Here is an 18,765-nt window from a genome sequence, read left to right as displayed (position 1 = left end):
CAGCGAAAACAGCAAACCCACAGGTGAGAACCCTCTTACCTGTCCGATTCGATTCCCGTCACCCGCTCCAGGCAAGGAGGCCCGGGCCAGGAGCGGTTCCGAGCCCAGGGCGGCAAGGATCTGACCGCCTTGATCTGGCACCATGCCTGCATGCAGCTTGATCAAAACCTTGTAGACGCAGCCATCGCACAGATGAATCGGCGATGGCCGGCTGATGAGCCGGGTGGTGCCGCAGCCGTCTACTTGGAGGATGGACGGATCCTCACCAGCGTCGGCTTGGACAATCTCAATGGCGGAGTGTCTCTATGTCATGAGACTGGCGCCATCTGCCAGGCTTACACGCTCAACAAGAAGATCATTGCCTCCGTGTGCGTTTATCGGGCCTCCGGACGTGACCGCGTCCTCGTCCTTCCTCCGTGCGGCATCTGCCAGGAGCGCTTGGCCTTGTGGGGGCCTGACGTACAAGTCGGTGTGCCCGACGACTCCAACATGACGGGGTGGGGCGTTCGCACTCTTCGCGACGTGAACCCGTTCTACTGGGGATCGCAGTTCACCGAAGATGGTGCCTGGCCTGCCCCTGAAGTTCACTCTTCCTGACAGGCACGACACGGCTGCCACCGCTTGGGCCGGGCAACGAAGCCGTCGACCACTGTGAGGAGACAAGGCATTGGAGTTGTCGATCGTCCCCTGGATCGGCTCAACGCGAACCTGGACGGGGCCGTCCGATTGTGCGCGAAGCCGGGCTGCCTACCGCTGGTGATCGGGCAGACCTGCGCCCGCTGCGCGACAGGGGCACCACGGAGATAACAGGGACAGAGGAGGAGCAGCGCCGGCCAGGATCTTCCCCCCGGTCTTCACCCGCGCCCCTCGGTCACGGTGTGGATTGTAGGGGCGGGTGCTGTGTCGTTATCCCCGGCGGCTGGAGCAGGGGCACGGGTTCGGGGCCAGGATCCTCGGTGACGACGACGCCGGCGGCCAAGTGGTCGAAGCCGATGGGCCAGCGAGTGTGCTCGCTGGCCACCGCGCCGGTCAGACGTGCCTGGAGAAGGTCGGCCGTGCTCAAGTCGGTGCCACGCAGGTCGGCCAGGCGCAGGTCGGCGCGGCGGAAGACAGTGCCGCCCGCGTCGGCCTTGCGCAGGTTCGCCTCGCGCAGATCAGCCTCGGTGAAGTCCGCGTCGCGTAAGTTGGTTTCGACCAGCCGTGCGCCTCGCAGGTCGGCCAGAGCGAAGCGGGCACGGCGCAGGATCGCGGTCTTGAGGTCGGCGTGCCGCAGGTTGACCGAGACGAGGGAGGCCTGCGTCAGGTTGGCATGGTACAGGCCCGCCGCCTCCATGCAGGAGCGATCCAGGTTGACCCCGGGTAGCAAGAGCCCGTCGCAGTCAGCCCGGCGCAAGTCGGTGACGCTGAGGTTGACCCAGGGCTGCTCCCGGTACTGGCACAGCACGCCGAGGCCGGTCAGCGCCACCTGGGCGTCGGCGGCGCGGGCCTCCAGTGGCACGATGTCGTTGATGGGCGTGTCCGCCGCCGGCGCTTCCGGCCCTTTGGGCGGCCACGGCAGGTGTGTACGCAGGTAGGCGGCCTTGATGGAGATGACGGCCTCACGGTCGCGAGCGGAGTGCTCCGCGATCCGCCACAGCGCGTGCAATCCGCCGATGCGTGTCTCCAGCTTGTCACTGCCGAGTTGGTCGACGGCCCGGCTGAACCTGTCGGTGACGTAGCCCTCCTGGGTGGCGCGCAAGCCGTCCTGGCTGACTCGCAGTTGCCGCCAGGTGGCGTACGCACCGAACAGCAGGACCATGCCGCCGACGGCCTGCACAAGCGTCGTACGGACATCGTTCACCGCTTTCAGCCGGTCCTGCGCAGCGACACTCGCCCCGGCGAGGTCGTAGTCGACCAACCCACCCGGTAAGACGACGAGCACTGTGCCCAGAACGGCCAACCCCGTCGCCCCCATCAGCAGGGCTGTGATCGCACGACGCCTGACCACCCGGTCGCGCCACGGCCGACGGTCACGGTCCGACCTCCCCATCTCCATGGCATGAAAGCCTAGGCGTCGCCCAAAAGACGATCAAGGTACGCGGTTTGAAGCAGCGGCGCTCCACTTCCACGGTTTGAACGGATCTCGACCTCCGTCGGTGTCGGAGACTTCTCGACATCGAGGTTTCGTGCCAGATCCGTGCCAGAACAGGCAGGGAAGCCTGGTCACTCACGGAGACTCACAGGGAACCATGCCCCGTCTACCCGCCCCCTCTTTTGCCAACTCAGCCCACCAATATCAGCAGCCGATTCCCAAGCTGACAGCGCGGATTCGATTCCTGTCACCCGCTCCCCTCCCTCGTCCAGACTGACCAGGCGATCCCTTGATCACCGCTCAGGCTTTCGATCTTCATGGGCATACCATGGGCACACCACACGAAAACGATCTTCTGAATCCTCTTTGGCATGCCATCTGACCAGCTGAAACTGGCTCCTCGGCAAGCATCAACAGCGGGTTGACGACGACCCGATCCTCCTCCTCGCCCAGGTCATGTCCCGTTATGAACAACTTACGGGGGCATCGGTGAAGGAGAGGCGTGAACCCTAGGACCGAGAGGTGACCGCGATGACACGGGCGTTGCCCGCGCAAACCGCGGACGCCGTGATCATCGAGCAGTCCTGGCGGGAGCCCGAGCGCTTCTCCGCCATCTTCGACCACTACTACACGGAGATCCACGGCTACGCCACCCGCAGGCTGGGCACCGGCCTGGCCGACGACGTGGCCGCGGAGACGTTCCTGATCGCCTTCGACAAGCGCACCGGCTACGACATCTCACGCGATGACGCCCGGCCCTGGCTGTACGGCATAGCGTCCAACGTGATCGCCCGGCACCGCCGTGCCGAGGTACGCCAGTACCGGGCGCCGGCCAGGGCCGGCATGGAGGATCCCGCGGAGGAGCACACCGACCGGGTCGCGGGAGAGGTGGACGCGGGCGCCCGCAAGCCGCAGCTCGCCCGGGCCCTGGCCGAGATCGCCGACGGTGACAGGGATGTGCTGCTCCTGGTCGCCTGGGCCGAGCTCACCTCGGAGGAGGCGGGCAGGGCGCTGGGCATTCCGGCGGGTACGGCCCGGTCGCGACTGCACCGGGCCCGTAAGAAGATCCAGGCCGTCACGGGAAAGGACGCGCGATGAACGACGTGGAGATGCTGCGTGAGGCTTGGGACCGGCCGGAGCCTCCCGGCCCCGCCGCCAGGTCGGCGGCCAGGGACGCCCTCATGGCGCGAGCTACGAGGCGGCGCCCGAGGCACAGATGGGCGGTGCGGGCGCTGGCCGTGGCCGCGTCGGCGCTGGTGATCGCGACGGTGACGACCCTGGTACAGACGACAGGCGGGGGGGAGCCCACGATCCCCGCCGCCAACGCGCAGGTGGTGCTCACCAGAATCGCGACGACCGTACAGAACAAGACCCTCACGCCGCCCCGCGACGATCAGTGGATCTACACCGAGAACCGGGCGCAGAGCTTCGGCAAGGAGTACATGGGCAAGCACCTCACCCCGCAGACGCCGCTGCTGAACACGGTCAACGAGTTCTGGACGCGAGCCGACGGCAAGCGGGTCGGCTACAAGGTGAACGGCAGGCTGCAGACCTCCGCCCCAGGAGGGCAGGCGCCGGAGAACACCTATGCCCTGCCGGCCGCACTGCCGACCGACCCCGACGCGCTGCTGGCCGAGTTCCGTAAGATTCACGAGATAAAGGGCGCCGATCAGGACGACTGGATCTTCGAACGGTTCGCCGTCACCCTGTCCCAGAACATCGTCCCCCCGGACCTGGAGGTTGCCATCTTCCGGTACCGGGTAGCGGTGATGTCCGTGATCGGGGCGCCCTCCACCAGCACCAGGTCGCCTCGGAGCCCGGGCACCACCGCCCCTTTCAGGAGAGGTCTCGCAGCCAGGAGGCGATGGCCGCCCCGATTTGATCGGGAGCGTCTTCTTGAACCATGTGGCCACCCGTGATCGTGATGTGTGCCTGATTCGGCCACGACCGGGCGATGGCCCGGTGTGTTTCAAACATCGTTCCTGGAACCGCCTCGATGAACAGCTTGGGAACCGAAGACTTGGCGAGCCATTCCGCATAACGCGTGATGACATCGTGAACATCGCGTGGTTCGCCCGCGACGGGAACCTCGCGCGGCCAAGTCAGCGTCGGTCGGCGTGACTCGCCCGGTTCCGTGTAGGGACGACGGTAGACGGCCATCTCCGCCTCCGACAGCCCTCGCAGCATCTGTGCAGGCAAAACGTCGTCGACGAAGAAGTTTTGGTCGAGGACCATCTCTTCACCCGCAGTGGAGCGAATCGCCTGGAAGAGCGCAACCGCAGGCTCCGGCCAGTCGCTCCACGAGGGGATCGGGGCCACGAACGCCTCCATGTAGGCGATACCCCGGAGTGCGGAAGGCTGACGGTACGCCCAATCGAAACCCAGGGCCGAACCCCAGTCCTGCAGCACCATGACCACCCGCTCACGTACGCCGAGGGCCTGAAGGAACACATCGAGATAGCGACGATGTTCGACGAAGCGGTATGAGCCCGGCCCGCTGGCCGGAAGTTTCGCGGAATCGCCCATCCCGATCAGGTCCGGGGCGATGCAGCGCCCTTTATCCGCCAGATACGGAATTACATTCCGCCATACGTACGACGAAGTCGGGTTGCCGTGAAGAAAGACGATCGGATCACCTTCTCCCTCCTCGACGTATGCCATTTCAAGCCCGTCGACCTCAATACGACGCTTCCGATATCGTTCCTCAGCCGAGATCATGACTCTCCTCATTTCCGCGGGTTCTTGCTTCGGTCGGAGATTCTGCAGCACGACCCGGGTCTTGCCACAAGCCCCCCGGTGCGCCATAGTGTGCGACCGCTGTCAGCCTTGGCCTCACGAGGACCCGGCGACCTTCAAGGCACTGTTCCAGGCCGCGGCTGGCGACGTGCACCGCGAGGAGTTCCTGCGCAACGTCTTCGAGCACGCCCTGGAGCCGGGTGACCGGCGCGACCAGACAGGAGTGCGACCGGCATCGCGTTCTTCGCCGGATCGTCCCGGCTGTTTTCAGGCTGTGTGCCGGTAGGCGGTGTAGGTGAGATAGCCGGCGCCACCGCCCTCGTATCACGTGGACTCGTCGTGAGGCGCGATCGGCAGCTCCTGACACAGTCGTTCCACGAGGTCGGGGTTGGCGATGAAGGCGCGGCCGAAGCTGATCAGATCGGCGCCGAGCCCCAGCCATTGATCAGCGGCCGCCTTGTCCGTTTGCCGCGGGCTCATCGGGGAGGACGGGTTGACGATGAGCGTGCCGGGCCTTGCGCAGTTCGACCGGCACGTCCTCGTCGGTGGTGGCCTCAAGGTGGATGTAGGCCAGGTCGAGGGGGACGAGTTCGGCGAGCAGCACGCCGTACACGGCGGGGATGTCGCTATCCTCGGCACCCCGGATGCCTGCGCCGGGCGAGAGGCGGAGACCTGTGCGGTGGCCGCCCACCGCCTCACGTCAGCGGCTTCCTAGCTCAACAGCCAGGCACGATAGAGACTTCCCATGCTGACAGCGCGGGTTCGATTCCCGTCACCCGCTCCAAGAGCGAAGGCCCAGCTCAGGGACGATTTTCCTACCTGGGCCTTGATTGTTTTCAGTGTCCTTCGGTCTTGCTTCGGCGATCTGTAGGCTGGAAGCGTCTCTGGCGATCAGCTTGCTTCGCGCAGAGGCTGAAACTGGACGCTCAGTCGCATCTCCAGGGCCTCCGCGAGCCGTTCCAGCATCGGGATGGTCGGCATCGTCCCGCCTGCCTCAAACCGTGCCACCGCCGGCTGCTTCAACCCCGTACGCTCGGCCAGCTCGCTCTGGGTCAGACCGAGCTGCTCACGGCGCAGCCGTACCGCCTCCCCCAGCTCGAACCGGATCCGGGCGGCCTCGTACGCCGCTCCGGCCCCCGGACGGTTCATGATCTCAGCCCGCTTGGCGCCCCAGCTCTTGCGCTCGCCCATACCGCTCACTCCTCGTCTGCCGTGTGAGCCTCAGCGATACACCGCTGCATGGCTCGCCACGCCCGCTCAATCTCGGCGGACTCGCGCATCCGCTGCTTGCGGAACACCGTCAGCATGACGATCCGCCGACCCGGTGCGATCCAATAGGTGATCCGGACCGCTTCCCTATCGAGATGGAAACGCAGCTCACGCGGCTTGCCATGGAGCTGACGGGTGTAGGGCTCATCCAGCAGAACGCCACGCTCGGCCAGCAGGTCGACGTAGAACGCCGCCGTCTCCCGGTCCTCCTGATCAAGCGTGTCGAATGTCGGCCGGTGTGAAGTTCAGGTGTCGGCCGGTGTGAAGCCGCCGGCCGGGGTGTTCAGGATGCCGTTGAGCAGGACCTGAAGGCCCCAGCGTTCGCGGTCGCCTGCGGACAGGAGCGGGCCGCGCAGTGCGGTGATCATCGGGTAGCGGTCGGCGGGCAGCTCGGCGTACAGCCGTTCGGCGTCCGCGAGGTGCTGCCCCTGGGTGCGGTCGGTGGTGTTGTAGGCGCCCTGCTCGGCAGCGCCCGCGGTGATGTACAGGTAGAGCAGGTCGACGGCCCAGGCGGCGGTCATGTCGTCCAGTCCGCCGTCCTTGAGCAGGGCCAGCAGCCGGTCGAGGATGCGCAGGGCGTGCTCCCCGGAGGGGATACCGCCCAGCGCGACCAGGGCCAAGCCCTCATGGCGGCTCATTGCCTCGGTCGCGGAGACCACCAGCTCCTCGACCTGCTGCTGCCAAGGGCCTTCGGCCGGGAGTGGGACGTCGGCGAGGGCTGTATCCAGCATCGCGTCCATCAGGTCTTCGCGGTTCTTCACGTACACGTAGAGCGAGGCGGCACCGGTGTCGAGCTCCTGGCCGACGCGACGCATGGTCAGGGCGTCGAGGCCGTCACGGTCGAGGACCTTCAGGCCGGTGCGGACGATCACTTCCCGGCTCAGGGGGGCCTTGGCGGGGCGGGCCCGGCGGCTCACTGGTGCGCGCATACGGCCAGCCTATAACGAACAACGTTTGACACGAACAACGTTCGACATCTATCGTCCGCAACGAACGTTGTTCGTTACGAGCGACGTTCGTTCCTGCTTCGGAAAGTTGTCCTCCATGTCCACCCATGCCAGTCCCACCGCCGTGGGGGCTCCCTCCGCCCGGCGCTGGGCCGTCCTGGCCGTGATCCTCGCCGCCTCGATCCTCGATCTCCTGGACGCGACGATCACCAACATCGCCGCCCCGACCATCGCCGCCGACCTGCGCGGAGGCGCGTCCCTCATGCAGTGGCTCGGCACCGGCTATGCGCTGGCCCTGGGTGTGCTGCTGGTTGTCGGCGGACGCCTCGGGGACCGGTTCGGGCGCCGCCGTCTGTTCCTCATCGGGCTCTGCGGGTTCACAGTCGCCTCGGTGGGGTGCGGGCTCGCGTTCGCCCCGACCTCGATCATCTTTTTCCGCCTCCTCCAGGGCGCCTTCGGAGCCATGCTGATCCCGCAGGGGTTCGGCATTCTCGGTGCGGTGTTCCCGCGCACCGAGATCGGCAAGGCCTTCAGCACCTTCGGGCCCGCCCTCGGGCTGTCGGCCGTCGGCGGGCCGATCCTCGCCGGGTTCCTGATCGACGCCGACCTGTTCGGGCTGGGCTGGCGGTCGATGTTCCTGATCAACATCGTGCTCGGCGGGGGCGCCCTGGTCGCCGCGTTCCGGCTACTGCCCTCCGATGCGGGCGACCGGTCGGCCCGTCTGGACGCACTCGGCTCGGTCCTACTCGGCGCCGCCATGCTCGGGTTGCTGTTCGGCCTCATCGAGGGCTCGGGGCGCGGCTGGACCCTTCTTCCACTGCTGTCCGTCGGCGCCGGGGTGCTGTTCTTCGCTCTGTTCGCCCGCCGTCAGGTCACCGCCGCCGCGCCGCTCATCCAGCCGTCGCTGCTGAAGAACCGCGGGTTCACCTCTGGGCTGCTGCTCGGCCTGGTGTTCTTCGCAGCCGTGTCCGGGCTGCTGTACGTGTTGTCGCTGTTCATGCAGGACGGGCTCGGCTACAGCCCGATGCGTGCCGCAGCCGTCGGAATCGCACCGATCGCGGCGGGAATCGTGGTCGCCTCCATCAGCTCCTACCGGCTCATCGTCACCATGGGCCGTAACCTCGTCTTCGCCGGGCTGCTGATCACCCTGGCCGGTACCGGGCTACTGTTCGGCCTGGTCCAGGCGCAGGGCACAGGACTGAGCGGCTGGGCGCTGGCGCCCACCGCCTTCGTGATCGGGCTCGGGATGGGGACCTGCTTCGGCACCGTCTACGACGTCACCATGGGCGACACCGATCTCGACGAAGCAGGGAGCGGCAGCGGATCACTCGCCGCCGTCCAGCAGCTCGCCAACGCGATCGGGGCCGCCGCCGTCACGACCGTGTACTTCACATCCCTCGGCACCCAGGCTCACGCCTTGACCATCAGCCTGGCCACCATCGCCGGGGCCATTCTGCTGAGCTGCTGCGTCGTGTGGCTGCTGCCACGCAACGCGCCCGCTCGGCACCATCACTGAGGAGAGACAAATCCATGATTCTGATCACCGGAGGCCGCGGCGCGGTCGCCACCCGCCTGCTCTCACTGGTCACCGACGCCGGGCTTGCCGTCCGGGTCGGGTCCGCCGAGCCCGCACAGCTCACGCTGCCCGAAGGGATCCCTGCCGTCAGGCTTGACCTGACGGCCCCATCGACGTTCGCGTCGGCCCTGGCGGGGGTGCGGTCGGTGTTCCTGTACGCCTCGGCTTCCCACCTCGACACATTCCTGGACGAAGCAGGTCGGGCCGGAGTGCAGCACATCGTCCTGCTGTCCTCCGCCGCCGTGCTCTCCCCGGACGCCGAGACCTCAGCGATGGCCAAGTCCCATCTGGACGCCGAACGAGCCGTCCAGGCCTCGCCGATCACCGCGACCATCCTCCGGCCGGGATCGTTCGCCGCCAACGCCACCGGCTGGGCCTGGGCGATCAAGACGGGGAAACCTGTCCGCCTGCCCTACCCCGGCGCCTACAACGACCCCATCCACGAACGGGACATCGCAGAGGCCGCGTACACCGTCCTCACTCAGCCCCGGCACCACGGCGGAGTGTACGACCTGACCGGACCGGAGACCCTGACGTTCGCCGAGCAACTCGACCAACTCGCAAAAGCCGTCGGCCAGCCCATCACTGTCGAACAGGTCACCCCCGCGGAATGGAAGGAAGCGATGGCCGAACACCTCCCGCCCAACTTCGCCGACAGCATCCTCGACTACTGGAAGTCCACCGACGGAAAACCCGTGCCCCTGACCGACGTGGTCCAAAAGCTCACCGGACATCCCGGCCGGACCTTCGCCGAATGGGCAGCCGACCACGCCGCCGAGTTCGCCTCCTAACACCCCACCTGACCGACAATGTCGATCATTCGTTTGATTCTGTCGTGACCATGGGCTCGCCCTTCAGGCTCAAGACCGGGATCAGGCTCTTGAGCAGCAACCAGATCAGGCGGGGAGCCCCGGTCATCCACGGGGACTCACGGGGAACCACGACCCGCCTGCCTGCGACTCCCGCAGGCGCGGGGCCGACCTGGTGTGGTGGTCGGTGCACCACAGCCGACACGGAACATCCCCGTGCGGGGGTGTTCCGCCGGGGGACCCAGCAGGATCGCATCGCCTCGTGCTGAACCGCTTCGGAGGATCTACCGCTGCGCGCGAGGGGTGCGCTCCGGCGTGGAGCCGTGGCGGATCAGGAGGGAGGGGGTACGGCGCAGGCGTCGCCAGCGCCGCAGCGGGGTGGTCAGCCTCAACAACCCCTGCAGGGACACTGCTCCACCGGCCCAGCGGTGCAGTTCCTCCCTGCCGATCAGGTGGATCTGGAAGTCGTCAGCACTCCGCCGCGCGTCGCGGGTGAAGGATCCGTTGGTGACCACCACCGCGACGTCCGCCTTGTGCACGGGATGGGCCGTCCCGTTGACCTCGTAGATGACCCGGGCGCCGACCTTGGCCGCTGTGGTGGTGTGTTTGCACTGCGCGACGATGACGTATCCGCTGAGGTCACGGCCGATGACGTCGGCCGCCTTGTCTCCTCGCTGTCCCACGTGCCGGGCGGCGATGCCATCGCGCACCATGAGGTCGCGCACCGCCCACTCGAAAGCGATGGGGGACATCGCGTCCAGCGTGGACAGCGTCAACCGCACCCCACGCAGGCGATCGGCCCGGCGGCGAAGGGCGGTGACGCCCCACCACGCCCACACTGTGATCGCCACAAGGGCGCAGAGTCCCACCGGAACGCCGATGTACCAGCGGCTGAGAATCAGGTCGACGGCGGTCTGAATTCCCCGGACCACGAAAGATCCCGCGACCACCGCGACCACCGCGGCGGCGCACCATTCCATCGAGTTGGCCGGCATCCGTGGCCGGGAAAGACGCACGGGAAGTCTCCGGCGTCTCACGGCGCCTCGGTCGGCTCTGGAGGGAGTTCGTCGCCCGGTTCCGCGGGCTGCTCGGCTTCCGGGACCTGGGCTGGGGCCGCGGTCTTCGAGACCTGTGACGGCTTCTGCGGCGTGTTTTCGTCTGCGCCGGATCCCAGGGTGGCGAACCACACCAAGGCGGCGAGGACTGCCAGAATCGCCCACCCGGACATCTGTGCGCTTTTCGGTCTTGGTTTACTTACCCAATGTCCCCGCCGGTAATACTTGCCTGGAGGCATGGCAACTCCCTGAAGGTCAACCGATGATGTTTGCGGCGCGTCGGCCTACGGGAAATATAAACACGGGCCACCGACAAACACCCTCGGATCGACAATCACCGCAGAAAGTCAGGAATAATAAATTCGTTTCCTTTTGGTGAGTGATCTGTCCCCTTCCCGGCACAGCGGAAAACTGGTAAGGGGAATGGCACCGGAATCATCAAACGGTCACCTAGGTGAGAGAAGTGCGCATGGCCGACGGGACCGGGCCATCGGATCCTCGACGCCCCCACGTCATCTGCGCCCACGCCCCCAGAGCGATAGATCCCGGCCGGGGAGCGGTGGGTGCTGACGGGCCCTGCGAACCGCCGACCAGGTGGTCTATCCGATCGATCTCGCAGCACTGACCGACAGCTTTCTCTCCGTGAAAGCTCCGGCCAGCCCTTTTGCTCTCACTGGCTGAAAGGACACCTGGCTCTGTACGTGAGGTGCGACAGCGTTTGCAGGTCAGCTGTGGCAGCGATCGCATAGACCGCTGGGCCATGTTGCTGAGTTTTGACAGCGCTCAACTGGTTGCGGTGCGACTATCGAGGCGCTGAGGAGCGCGAGGAGTCTCGGTGCCTCGCTTGTCGAAGGCCGAGCCATACGCGGCGATCCGCCGTGACGCGCACTTGGCCGTTGACACCCCTGCGGCAAAAGCACGGCGTGGGATTTCGCGCGGCGCAAAAGGCGTTGGCCTCGCGAGGTGTTGGACCGCGTCGTCCAGCGCCGTGCCCTCCTCCTTGTCAGACACGGTGTCGCATCATCCGGCCTGAGATTAGTACACGGCGAGTGAGGTGCTCCGTGGTCTGTGGCACGTAACGTCGGCGGGCACAGTCGGCGTCCGAGGGCGCCCTGTGTTCGGAAACGGAGTGTGACGTGCAGCTTCTAGATCCCAGCGTGTGGAATGGTCGGCTCTACTCTGGCTGCTGGCGGGAGGACTCGGCAGGGAGCACCGCCATCGTCGAGGTCACTACCGGCGAACGCCTCGGTACGAGCGGCCGCCCGATCGATCCGTCCGATGTCGGACGTGCGGACGCCGTACTGCCGCGCAGTGGGATTGGGTGCGGGCGTCGTTCACCACACGTGCCGGAGTGCTCAAACGCCCCGCTCATGCTCGCGACGCGTTCCGTCGCACCCGCGCTCGTGCTCGGGTAACACCGCACTACTCAAGCCGGATGTGAAGACCTCGGTACCGACGAGGAGGCCGTCGAGTTGGCCGGCGCACCGCGTACGGACTGTCCGCGGCCATCCACACCGGGTCCATGGCACGGGAAACTCGAGCCGGCTGCCGGGTCGCGCACCGGCATGGTGCACGCCAACGGGCAAACCATCAACGACGCGGCGCAGAGTCGGCGGCAACCAGCGCGTTAGCACGATCGCTCGTGCCCTTTCCGCGTATCAGAGGCGGCATCGGTGCCGCTGTCGAAGGAAGTGGTCTCATGACGAAACTCCCCATATCCTCCTGCTGCGAGACGTCCGGATCGGGCAGCTCGCGGCGCAGCGTGCTCAAGGGCATCGGTGCGCTCGGCGGGGCGAGTGTGGCCGGTTTGGCCGGTGCCGTGCTCACCCCCGCCGCGGCGAACGCGGACTCGGCCAAGCCAGGGCCGGGCAAGCAGGATTGGTCCGGTACGAGCGTGGTGCTGCTGGGTACCGGCGGTGGTCCGGTCCCCATGACGGACCGGCAGATGACCTCCCAGGTCGTGGTGGTCGACGGTGCGGCGTACGTGGTCGACTGCGGTAGCGGCGTGGTCCGGCAAATGTATGCGGCCGGGGTGACCCATGCGATGCTGCGGGCGTTGTTCGTGACCCACTTCCACGCCGACCACTTCTCCGACTACCTCCCGCTGATCCTGTTCGGACGATCACTGCCCGGACACGACTACGGCTATCCCGGTCAGCTGCACGTCTACGGTCCGCCGTCGCTGGGCCTGCCGCCCGGGGTGCCGATGCCGGGGGTGGAGCTGATCCAACCGGACAACCCGCACCCGGGCATGACCGATGTCCACAACGGAGTGCTGTCCGGATTCGCCACCACGACGAACAGCCAGGGAATCCGGGCCCGGCTCGGGCCGGATATCCGGGACATCGTCGTGCCGCACGACCTTCGGGTGAACGCGTCGGCCGATCTTCCGGCGCCGCCCCGGATGCGTCCTTTCACCGTGTACGAGGACGATCGCGTGCGAGTGAGTGCCACCCTGGTCACCCACTACTGGCCCTTCCCGGCGTTCGGCTTCCGGTTCGACACCGACCACGGCAGCGTCACATTCTCGGGCGACACCACGCCGAGCGACAACCTCGTGGAGCTGGCCCGAAACACCGACGTGCTGGTGCACGAGATCATGGACGGCCAGAGCATGCTGGACCACGGCATGGCGGAATTCATGGTGACCGGTTTGCGGGGCTGTCACACCGATATCACCGAGATCGGTGGTATCGCCGCGAGGGCCGGAGCGCACACCGTCGCCCTGTCGCACATCGTGCCGCTCTCGATCACCTCGCCCACGCCGCCGAAGCTCCCGGTCGGGCGCTGGCGGTCGACGATCAGGCGAGACTACGACGGCACCGTCGTGATTGGAGAAGATCTGCAGCGCGTGCGAGTGGGCCGATCATCCGGACGATGAAGTCCCGATCGCCCGTCCGACACGCTCATGACCGTTGACAGTTCCCATCCGACCCGCGCGAACCACTGTGGGACAGCGTGACCGACGACTACGGAGACCTCCCCACCGTCATGTCGATCGGTGGATGGGTCCGCGAGACCGCCATCGACGTCTTGGCCAAGGCCGACTCGCTGAAAGAGGTGCTTGAGCGGGCGAAGACCGACTGAGGTTACCGGTGGTCTATTAAATCTGAATGTAGAGGTTGAGGGCGTGCCCGGCTCCGACGGTGGCGAGTAGGCGTTGGAGTTCAGGGGGCGGGGGCGCGTTGGACCAGGCACGCCAGTAGCACTGGAGCCGGGCATGCACTCAATCTCTACGTCCGGACTTAACAGAGCACGGGTAGACGGCATGTTGATCTGTTGAAGCCAGGTTGAACGGGGTGTGCACGCCATGACCTGCGCCTTCATGGCCGGGATCGGCGAGGACCGGCATGGTGCGGGCATAGGGGTAGGCGGCGGGCAGGACATGCCTGCGAGCGGCGACGATGTCGGCTACGTTCCCGGGTTCCACATCCGAGGTCCACAACGGCAACCCTCCTGGGGCGAACAAAGCTTGAATATTGCCACCGAAATCAGCGGTCTTTCCCGCATACCAGGCATCGATCTTCTCGCCTTTCATGCTGGTGGTCTTCTGGCGGCATCGGTGTCGAAGACTTTCCCGTCCAGGATGAGGTGGAGCAGACCGAGGCGAAGGCACCGACTTCGGTGAAACGGGCGAATGGGGAAGGCTTGTATGCGGCCCGGTAGAGGAAGCCGCCAACGCGCCCGCGTCCGTAGCGATCACCCAGCGATCGCAGCGGATCCGCTAGTTGTTGATGATGCAACACAGTCCCCTGGCCCATTACGCTCTCTCCATGCCCGAGCACGCGAACGTCGGGGATCTCGTCCCCATCGCCGAGTTGCTGTCCTATCGCCTGTCACGCACATCGGCGGCCCTCTCCCGCAGTGCGGCCCTGCGCTACCGCCGCGAGTTCGATGTCACCCTCGGCGAGTGGCGGGCGATCGCCCTGATCGCGTCCGATCCGACGCTCACCCAGAACCGGCTGGCCCGGCGCGCGGGCCTCGACAAAGCGCAGATGAGCCGCGTCGTGACCAAGCTGACAGAACGGGGCTTGGTCAACCGGACCGCGGGGTCCGGACGGACATCCCAGCTGGCGCTCACCGAGACGGGCATAGAGGTCTACCGCGGCCTCATACGCGCGGCGAACGAGCGCGATGCGACGTTCCTCGCCGTCCTGTCCCCGGAGGAGCGAGAGGTGCTGGTGCGCGCGCTCGACAAGCTCGCCGACCTCGCACTGGACGTGGAGCACCAGGAACGCGACCACACAAACAATTTCTAGGGTGTTGACAACGTCAACAGATTTGCGTACTCCTAGAGCCAGTACGAGGAGGTGGCTCGATGGCCGACGCGATCACGGTCTGCGCGTACGTCGCCCAGGGCGGACCACAGGTCCGGCGCACCGGATCCGGGACGGAGAAAGCTTGATGGATCTCAGAACGGCGTGTCCTGTCACCGCGCACGAGGCGCTGGACCGCGCCGCGCTGCTCGCTCCCGATGTCGAGGCGATAGTCACCGCCGATGACCGAATCACCTACGCCGAGCTGGCCCGGGAGGTCGCCCGCATCCGCGCGGCTCTCACCGCCGCCGGCATCGGGCACGGTGACCGGGTCGGCGTCTGCCTCGGCAACGAGCCGCGCTGGGTCGCCCTGTTCGTCGCCCTCGGGAGCGTCGGGGCCGTCACCGTTCCGGTGAACACCCGGTTCACCGCCGGCGAGGTGGAGTACACGCTGCACCACGCCCGCATCTCCACCCTGTTCGTGGCGGACCGGGTCCTGCGCGTGGATTTCATCACGATGCTGCGTGAGCTCGGCATCGGTCACGCCGGGACCCCGACCTGCCCGGCCCTGCCCGAGCTCACGTCGGTCGTCGTGCTCGGCGACAACGTCCCCGACTGGGCGACCGCGTGGTCGGACTTCATCGACGCGGGGAGCGACGTGGGCGCCGTGCCGCCCGCCGCCGGTCCGGACGACATCCTGCTGGTCCAGTACACGTCCGGCACCACCTCGCGACCGAAGGGTGTGCTGCTCACCCATCGCGGCATGTGCGCCGACGCCTTCTTCGCCGGGGTACGCCTCGGCCTGCGCCCGGGCGATCGCTACCACAGTGCGCGGCCGTTCTTCCACGTCGCGGGGAGCACGCTCTCGGTGCTCGCATCGATCCAGCACGCCACCACACTGGTGACCATGCCCCGCTTCGAGCCCGCCGAGGCGCTGCGATTGTTCGAGGCGGAACGGTGCACGCACTTCTCCGGCAACGACACCATCGCGCTGATGCTGCTCAACCACCCCGACCGCGCCCGGCGGACGCTGCACCTGCGGGGAGCCTGGGTCGCGGCGTCCCCCACCGTGATCCGACGCGTGATCGACGAACTCGGCGCCGCCGAGTGTGTCGCCGCCTACGGCCTGTCCGAGGCCTCCCCCAACGTCTCGTTGTCCGCCTGGTGGGAGGACGAGGCCGTACGGGCCTCCGGCGCGATGCGTATCCAGCCGGGTGTCGAGGTCCGGATCCGCGCCCTCGACGACAGTCGTGACTGCGCCCCCGACGAGCCTGGCTCGATCCTCGTCCGCGGCTGGAACGTCATGCGGGGCTACCTCGACGACGCCGAGCAGACCGCCGCCACCATCGACGCCGACGGATGGCTGTTCACCGGCGACATCGGCATCCTCGACGCGGCCGGGCGCCTGCACTTCGTCGGACGCACCAAGGACATCATCAGAGTCGGTGGGGAGAACGTCGCACCCGCCGACATCGAGGATGCCCTGCACCGCCATCCCCGCGTCCATCAGGCCTCCGTGGTCGGGGTCCCCGACGAGCGGTTGATCGAGGTTCCCTTCGCGTTCGTCGTGCTCACCGAGCCCGGTGACACCACCGAGGAGGAGTTGCTCGACTGGTCCCGCGCGCACCTCGCCGGGTTCAAGGTCCCCCGTCACCTCCGCATCGTGGAGGGGTTCGAGGACATCGGGATGACCGCGAGCTCGAAGGTGCAGAAGAACCAGCTCGCGGCCCACGCGCGCAAGCTGCTCGAGCAGGAGCGCAGCGAGGTGGGAGCGTGATCTCCACCTCGGTCACCCGCCTGCTCGGAATCGACCTGCCGATCATTCAGGGCGGCATGTCCTGGGCCTCGTCCAGTTCCGCCCTGCCGCTCGCCGTGAGCCGGGCCGGTGGACTCGGCGTCGTCGCCGCGGGCCCGATGCGGCTCGTCGACCTCACGCGCACGCTCGACGAGATGGCCGCCGGGACCGACCGGCCGTGGGCCGTCAACCTTCCCCTCTACCGGCAGGGTGCCGACGAGGTGATCGACGTCCTCCTCCGGCACAGACCTCCGGTCCTGATCGCAGCCCAGGGCGGGACGCAGCGCTACCTCGAGCGCTTCCGCGACGTCGGCACCACGTGCCTGCACGTCGTCGCCAGCACCGAGCACGCCCACAAGGCCGCGACGGCGGGCGTCGACGGACTCATCGTCGTCGGCGCAGAAGCGGGCGGCCACCCGCCACCCGCCATGGTCACCACGCAGGTCCTCGTGCGCGCCGTCGTCACCGAGGTCCCCGACATCCCCGTCATCGCCTCCGGCGGCGTCGCCGACGGCGCGGGCCTCGCCGCGATGCTCGCCCTCGGGGCCGACGCCGCGCAGTTCGGCACCCGATTCCTCGCCAGCCACGAGGCGACCGTCCACCCGAACTACAAGGCCGCCGTCCTCGCAGCGACCGTCGACGGCACCCGTGCCGTCGGACGCGGGCTCGTCGTCACCCGTGCGCTCGCGAACGAGTTCACCGCCCGCATGACCGAACTCGAAGAGTCCGACGCGGACCTCGACGTGCGCCGCAAGGCGTTTCAGACCGCGACGCTGAGGGACGCCGCACTGCATGGCGACGTCACCTGGGGCAAGGCCGAGGCGGGCCAGTCCGCCGGACTCATCCACTCGGTGCTCCCGGCGGCCGAGATCATCGAGCAGATCGTCGCGGAGTACATCAGCGCCCGTGAGCGGCTCCGCCCACCTCGGTAGCGGTCGCCCGGCGCGCTTCGAAGCCTGGCGTCGATCATCGGACGTGCGGCGATCGCCCGATCCGGTGTCGGCTCCAGGCACCTTGACAGCACCTAACCTGTCGAGATGCGATATGGGATCGGCAAGCTTTGCCCATGAGGCAAGGGAGGTAAGTCTTGAACGATACTGTTCAAGAGACGCGGATCGGCCACGTCACCACGGCGTTCGCCCATGACTTCGCCGAGTTCCACCACGCCGTCTCCGCCTCGTTCATCCCGCTCCACGCGACCAGCATTGCACCTAACGATCGGCGTATAGCCGCGCGCTTACTGACAGACCAGAGTCCGCCGCTGCGGGCGGAATCAATCTTGATGAGCCGAGCGGGAGTCACAGGCGCTGCCTCATCTGCGCCCGTGGCGTTCTCGCTTGCCCTCGCCTCGTCTTCCTCCGGTGAGGAGAACCATGATTAGCGATCTTTCCGAAGCCTTGATCCGTCGACCCATCCACGGACTTCTCGGGGCCGCGGACATCGGCCTCACCAGAACCGATCCGCCCTCCGCCCTCGTCGGCCGCGTGGTCGTGCTCTACGACGACCACGGCACCCGCATCACACACCGTTTCGGCGCGGACACCGTCACGTGGACGCGTAGCCCGGGGCGCGGAGACGACGTCTCGGCCTCAGGAAAGGGCCGCTATGAGGCGTTCCGGATCGCGGACAATCTCTTCTACGTGCAGTTCCACCACACGCAGACGCCGACGGAGTCCGTAAGCCTCGCGCTCGACTTCACGAGCGGGCACGCACTGTCGGTGATCACCCTGATCGGCGACCCCGCACCGGGCCTGCCTCGGGTCCGGCAGCGCTTCGCGACGGCGCGGATCGAAGGCATCGAGTCGACCATGCTTCCACCCGCGCTGTCCACCGCGCTCACCGGCCGTCGTGTGCTGTGGGAGTACGGCCACGACCGCGTGTACGAGCACATCTACCTCGGGCCGCGACAGTACACCTGGCAGTGCCTGGCCGGTTCGGAGGAAGGGCTCGCGGACACCGACGAGTGCACCGCCTACGAACTGCGCCCCGGCATCTTCCTGTTCGCCTGGCGGGAGAAGGCGCTCCCCTGCGCGGCGGTGACGGTCGCCGACCACCGCGACATCCGCAGCGCCCGTTCGCGGGGCGTGCTGTTCGGGCTCGACGAGTCCCAGCAGGTTCTCGCCCATTTCACGCTTGACGGGTTCGGCAGGCTGATCAGCACGACGGTCTATCCCGCCGAGTTCGACCCGGCGCGTTAGACCCGGTCCGCGCCGTACAGCCGGTCGACCGCAGCCTGTCGATGATGCTGTTC

General features: G+C 67.2%; 20 protein-coding genes. 12 read left to right on the top strand and 8 right to left on the bottom strand.

Annotated features, from left to right (window positions below; genetic code table 11):
- Positions 1-150 precede the first annotated feature (150 nt).
- Positions 151-597: a cytidine deaminase gene (locus tag AB0395_RS22370; RefSeq protein WP_366283291.1), complete on the top strand. Its 447-nt coding sequence runs from the start codon at positions 151-153 to the stop codon at positions 595-597.
- 274 nt (positions 598-871) lie between these two features.
- On the opposite strand, the gene AB0395_RS22365 is transcribed toward AB0395_RS22370, so the two are convergent.
- Positions 872-2,035 carry a pentapeptide repeat-containing protein gene (locus AB0395_RS22365; RefSeq protein WP_366283289.1) on the bottom strand — a complete coding sequence of 388 codons (1,164 nt, stop codon included), beginning with the start codon at positions 2,033-2,035 and terminating at the stop codon, positions 872-874.
- Positions 2,036-2,602: 567 nt separating this feature from the next.
- On the opposite strand from AB0395_RS22365, the gene AB0395_RS22360 reads away from it, so the two are divergent.
- Both AB0395_RS22360 and AB0395_RS22355 read left to right on the top strand, forming a co-directional pair.
- Positions 2,603-3,169 (top strand): RNA polymerase sigma factor, encoded by a 567-nt coding sequence (locus AB0395_RS22360; protein WP_366283287.1) that lies wholly within the window; start codon positions 2,603-2,605, stop codon positions 3,167-3,169.
- Complete coding sequence (locus AB0395_RS22355; RefSeq protein WP_366283285.1) at positions 3,166-3,990, top strand: CU044_5270 family protein; 825 nt, start codon at positions 3,166-3,168, stop codon at positions 3,988-3,990. Before AB0395_RS22360 ends, AB0395_RS22355 begins: the two co-directional genes overlap by 4 nt.
- Here the strand turns inward: AB0395_RS22355 and AB0395_RS22350 are convergent.
- Both AB0395_RS22350 and AB0395_RS22345 read right to left on the bottom strand, forming a co-directional pair.
- Complete coding sequence (locus tag AB0395_RS22350; protein ID WP_366283284.1) at positions 3,908-4,789, bottom strand: haloalkane dehalogenase; 882 nt, start codon at positions 4,787-4,789, stop codon at positions 3,908-3,910. The genes AB0395_RS22355 and AB0395_RS22350 overlap by 83 nt on opposite strands.
- Positions 4,790-5,131: 342 nt before the next feature.
- Positions 5,132-5,287 (bottom strand): hypothetical protein, encoded by a 156-nt coding sequence (locus AB0395_RS22345; RefSeq protein WP_366283282.1) that lies wholly within the window; start codon positions 5,285-5,287, stop codon positions 5,132-5,134.
- Positions 5,288-5,300: 13 nt separating this feature from the next.
- On the opposite strand from AB0395_RS22345, the gene AB0395_RS22340 reads away from it, so the two are divergent.
- On the top strand, positions 5,301-5,522 hold the full coding sequence (locus tag AB0395_RS22340; protein ID WP_366283280.1) for a hypothetical protein: 222 nt from the start codon (positions 5,301-5,303) through the stop codon (positions 5,520-5,522).
- Positions 5,523-5,698: 176 nt separating this feature from the next.
- Here the strand turns inward: AB0395_RS22340 and AB0395_RS22335 are convergent, their stop codons facing one another.
- The 3 genes from AB0395_RS22335 to AB0395_RS22325 form a co-directional block, all read right to left on the bottom strand.
- Positions 5,699-5,998: a helix-turn-helix transcriptional regulator gene (locus AB0395_RS22335; RefSeq protein ID WP_366283278.1), complete on the bottom strand. Its 300-nt coding sequence runs from the start codon at positions 5,996-5,998 to the stop codon at positions 5,699-5,701.
- 5 nt (positions 5,999-6,003) lie between these two features.
- Positions 6,004-6,249 (bottom strand): type II toxin-antitoxin system RelE/ParE family toxin, encoded by a 246-nt coding sequence (locus AB0395_RS22330; protein ID WP_366283421.1) that lies wholly within the window; start codon positions 6,247-6,249, stop codon positions 6,004-6,006.
- A 72-nt stretch (positions 6,250-6,321) separates the two neighbouring features.
- A complete protein-coding gene (locus AB0395_RS22325) occupies positions 6,322-7,005 on the bottom strand; it encodes a TetR/AcrR family transcriptional regulator C-terminal domain-containing protein (RefSeq protein ID WP_366283276.1) in 684 nt (227 codons plus the stop codon).
- Positions 7,006-7,120: 115 nt separating this feature from the next.
- Here AB0395_RS22325 and AB0395_RS22320 point away from each other — a divergent pair, with 115 nt between their 5' ends.
- Together AB0395_RS22320 and AB0395_RS22315 are read left to right on the top strand one after the other, a co-directional pair.
- Entirely contained in the window at positions 7,121-8,539 is a 1,419-nt protein-coding gene (locus tag AB0395_RS22320; RefSeq protein WP_366283275.1) for an MFS transporter, read from the top strand.
- 14 nt (positions 8,540-8,553) lie between these two features.
- Positions 8,554-9,390, top strand: a complete 837-nt coding sequence (locus tag AB0395_RS22315; protein ID WP_366283273.1) for an NAD(P)H-binding protein — start codon at positions 8,554-8,556, stop codon at positions 9,388-9,390.
- A gap of 302 nt (positions 9,391-9,692) precedes the next feature.
- On the opposite strand, the gene AB0395_RS22310 is transcribed toward AB0395_RS22315, so the two are convergent.
- A complete protein-coding gene (locus AB0395_RS22310; RefSeq protein WP_366283272.1) occupies positions 9,693-10,424 on the bottom strand; it encodes a restriction endonuclease in 732 nt (243 codons plus the stop codon).
- Between the two features lie 1,738 nt (positions 10,425-12,162).
- On the opposite strand from AB0395_RS22310, the gene AB0395_RS22305 reads away from it, so the two are divergent.
- On the top strand, positions 12,163-13,344 hold the full coding sequence (locus tag AB0395_RS22305) for an MBL fold metallo-hydrolase (protein ID WP_366283270.1): 1,182 nt from the start codon (positions 12,163-12,165) through the stop codon (positions 13,342-13,344).
- 77 nt (positions 13,345-13,421) lie between these two features.
- A complete protein-coding gene (locus tag AB0395_RS22300; RefSeq protein WP_366283268.1) occupies positions 13,422-13,550 on the top strand; it encodes a hypothetical protein in 129 nt (42 codons plus the stop codon).
- A 139-nt stretch (positions 13,551-13,689) separates the two neighbouring features.
- Here the strand turns inward: AB0395_RS22300 and AB0395_RS22295 are convergent, their stop codons facing one another.
- Entirely contained in the window at positions 13,690-14,001 is a 312-nt protein-coding gene (locus AB0395_RS22295) for a hypothetical protein (RefSeq protein ID WP_366283266.1), read from the bottom strand.
- A 235-nt stretch (positions 14,002-14,236) separates the two neighbouring features.
- Here AB0395_RS22295 and AB0395_RS22290 point away from each other — a divergent pair, with 235 nt between their 5' ends.
- The 4 genes from AB0395_RS22290 (at position 14,237) to AB0395_RS22275 (ending at position 18,712) form a co-directional block, all read left to right on the top strand.
- A complete protein-coding gene (locus tag AB0395_RS22290; RefSeq protein WP_366283264.1) occupies positions 14,237-14,722 on the top strand; it encodes a MarR family transcriptional regulator in 486 nt (161 codons plus the stop codon).
- 145 nt (positions 14,723-14,867) lie between these two features.
- Complete coding sequence (locus AB0395_RS22285) at positions 14,868-16,496, top strand: AMP-binding protein (RefSeq protein WP_366283263.1); 1,629 nt, start codon at positions 14,868-14,870, stop codon at positions 16,494-16,496.
- A complete protein-coding gene (locus tag AB0395_RS22280) occupies positions 16,493-17,446 on the top strand; it encodes a nitronate monooxygenase (protein WP_366283261.1) in 954 nt (317 codons plus the stop codon). The genes AB0395_RS22285 and AB0395_RS22280 overlap by 4 nt, the downstream gene beginning before the upstream one ends.
- A 441-nt stretch (positions 17,447-17,887) precedes the next feature.
- Positions 17,888-18,712 (top strand): MoaF C-terminal domain-containing protein, encoded by an 825-nt coding sequence (locus AB0395_RS22275; RefSeq protein WP_366283259.1) that lies wholly within the window; start codon positions 17,888-17,890, stop codon positions 18,710-18,712.
- Positions 18,713-18,765 lie beyond the last annotated feature (53 nt).

The organism is Streptosporangium sp. NPDC051023 (genome assembly GCF_040689595.1).
Classification (GTDB): domain Bacteria; phylum Actinomycetota; class Actinomycetes; order Streptosporangiales; family Streptosporangiaceae; genus Streptosporangium.
Note: the sequence above shows the minus strand (reverse complement) of the source record. Positions and strands in the feature narration are given on the sequence as shown.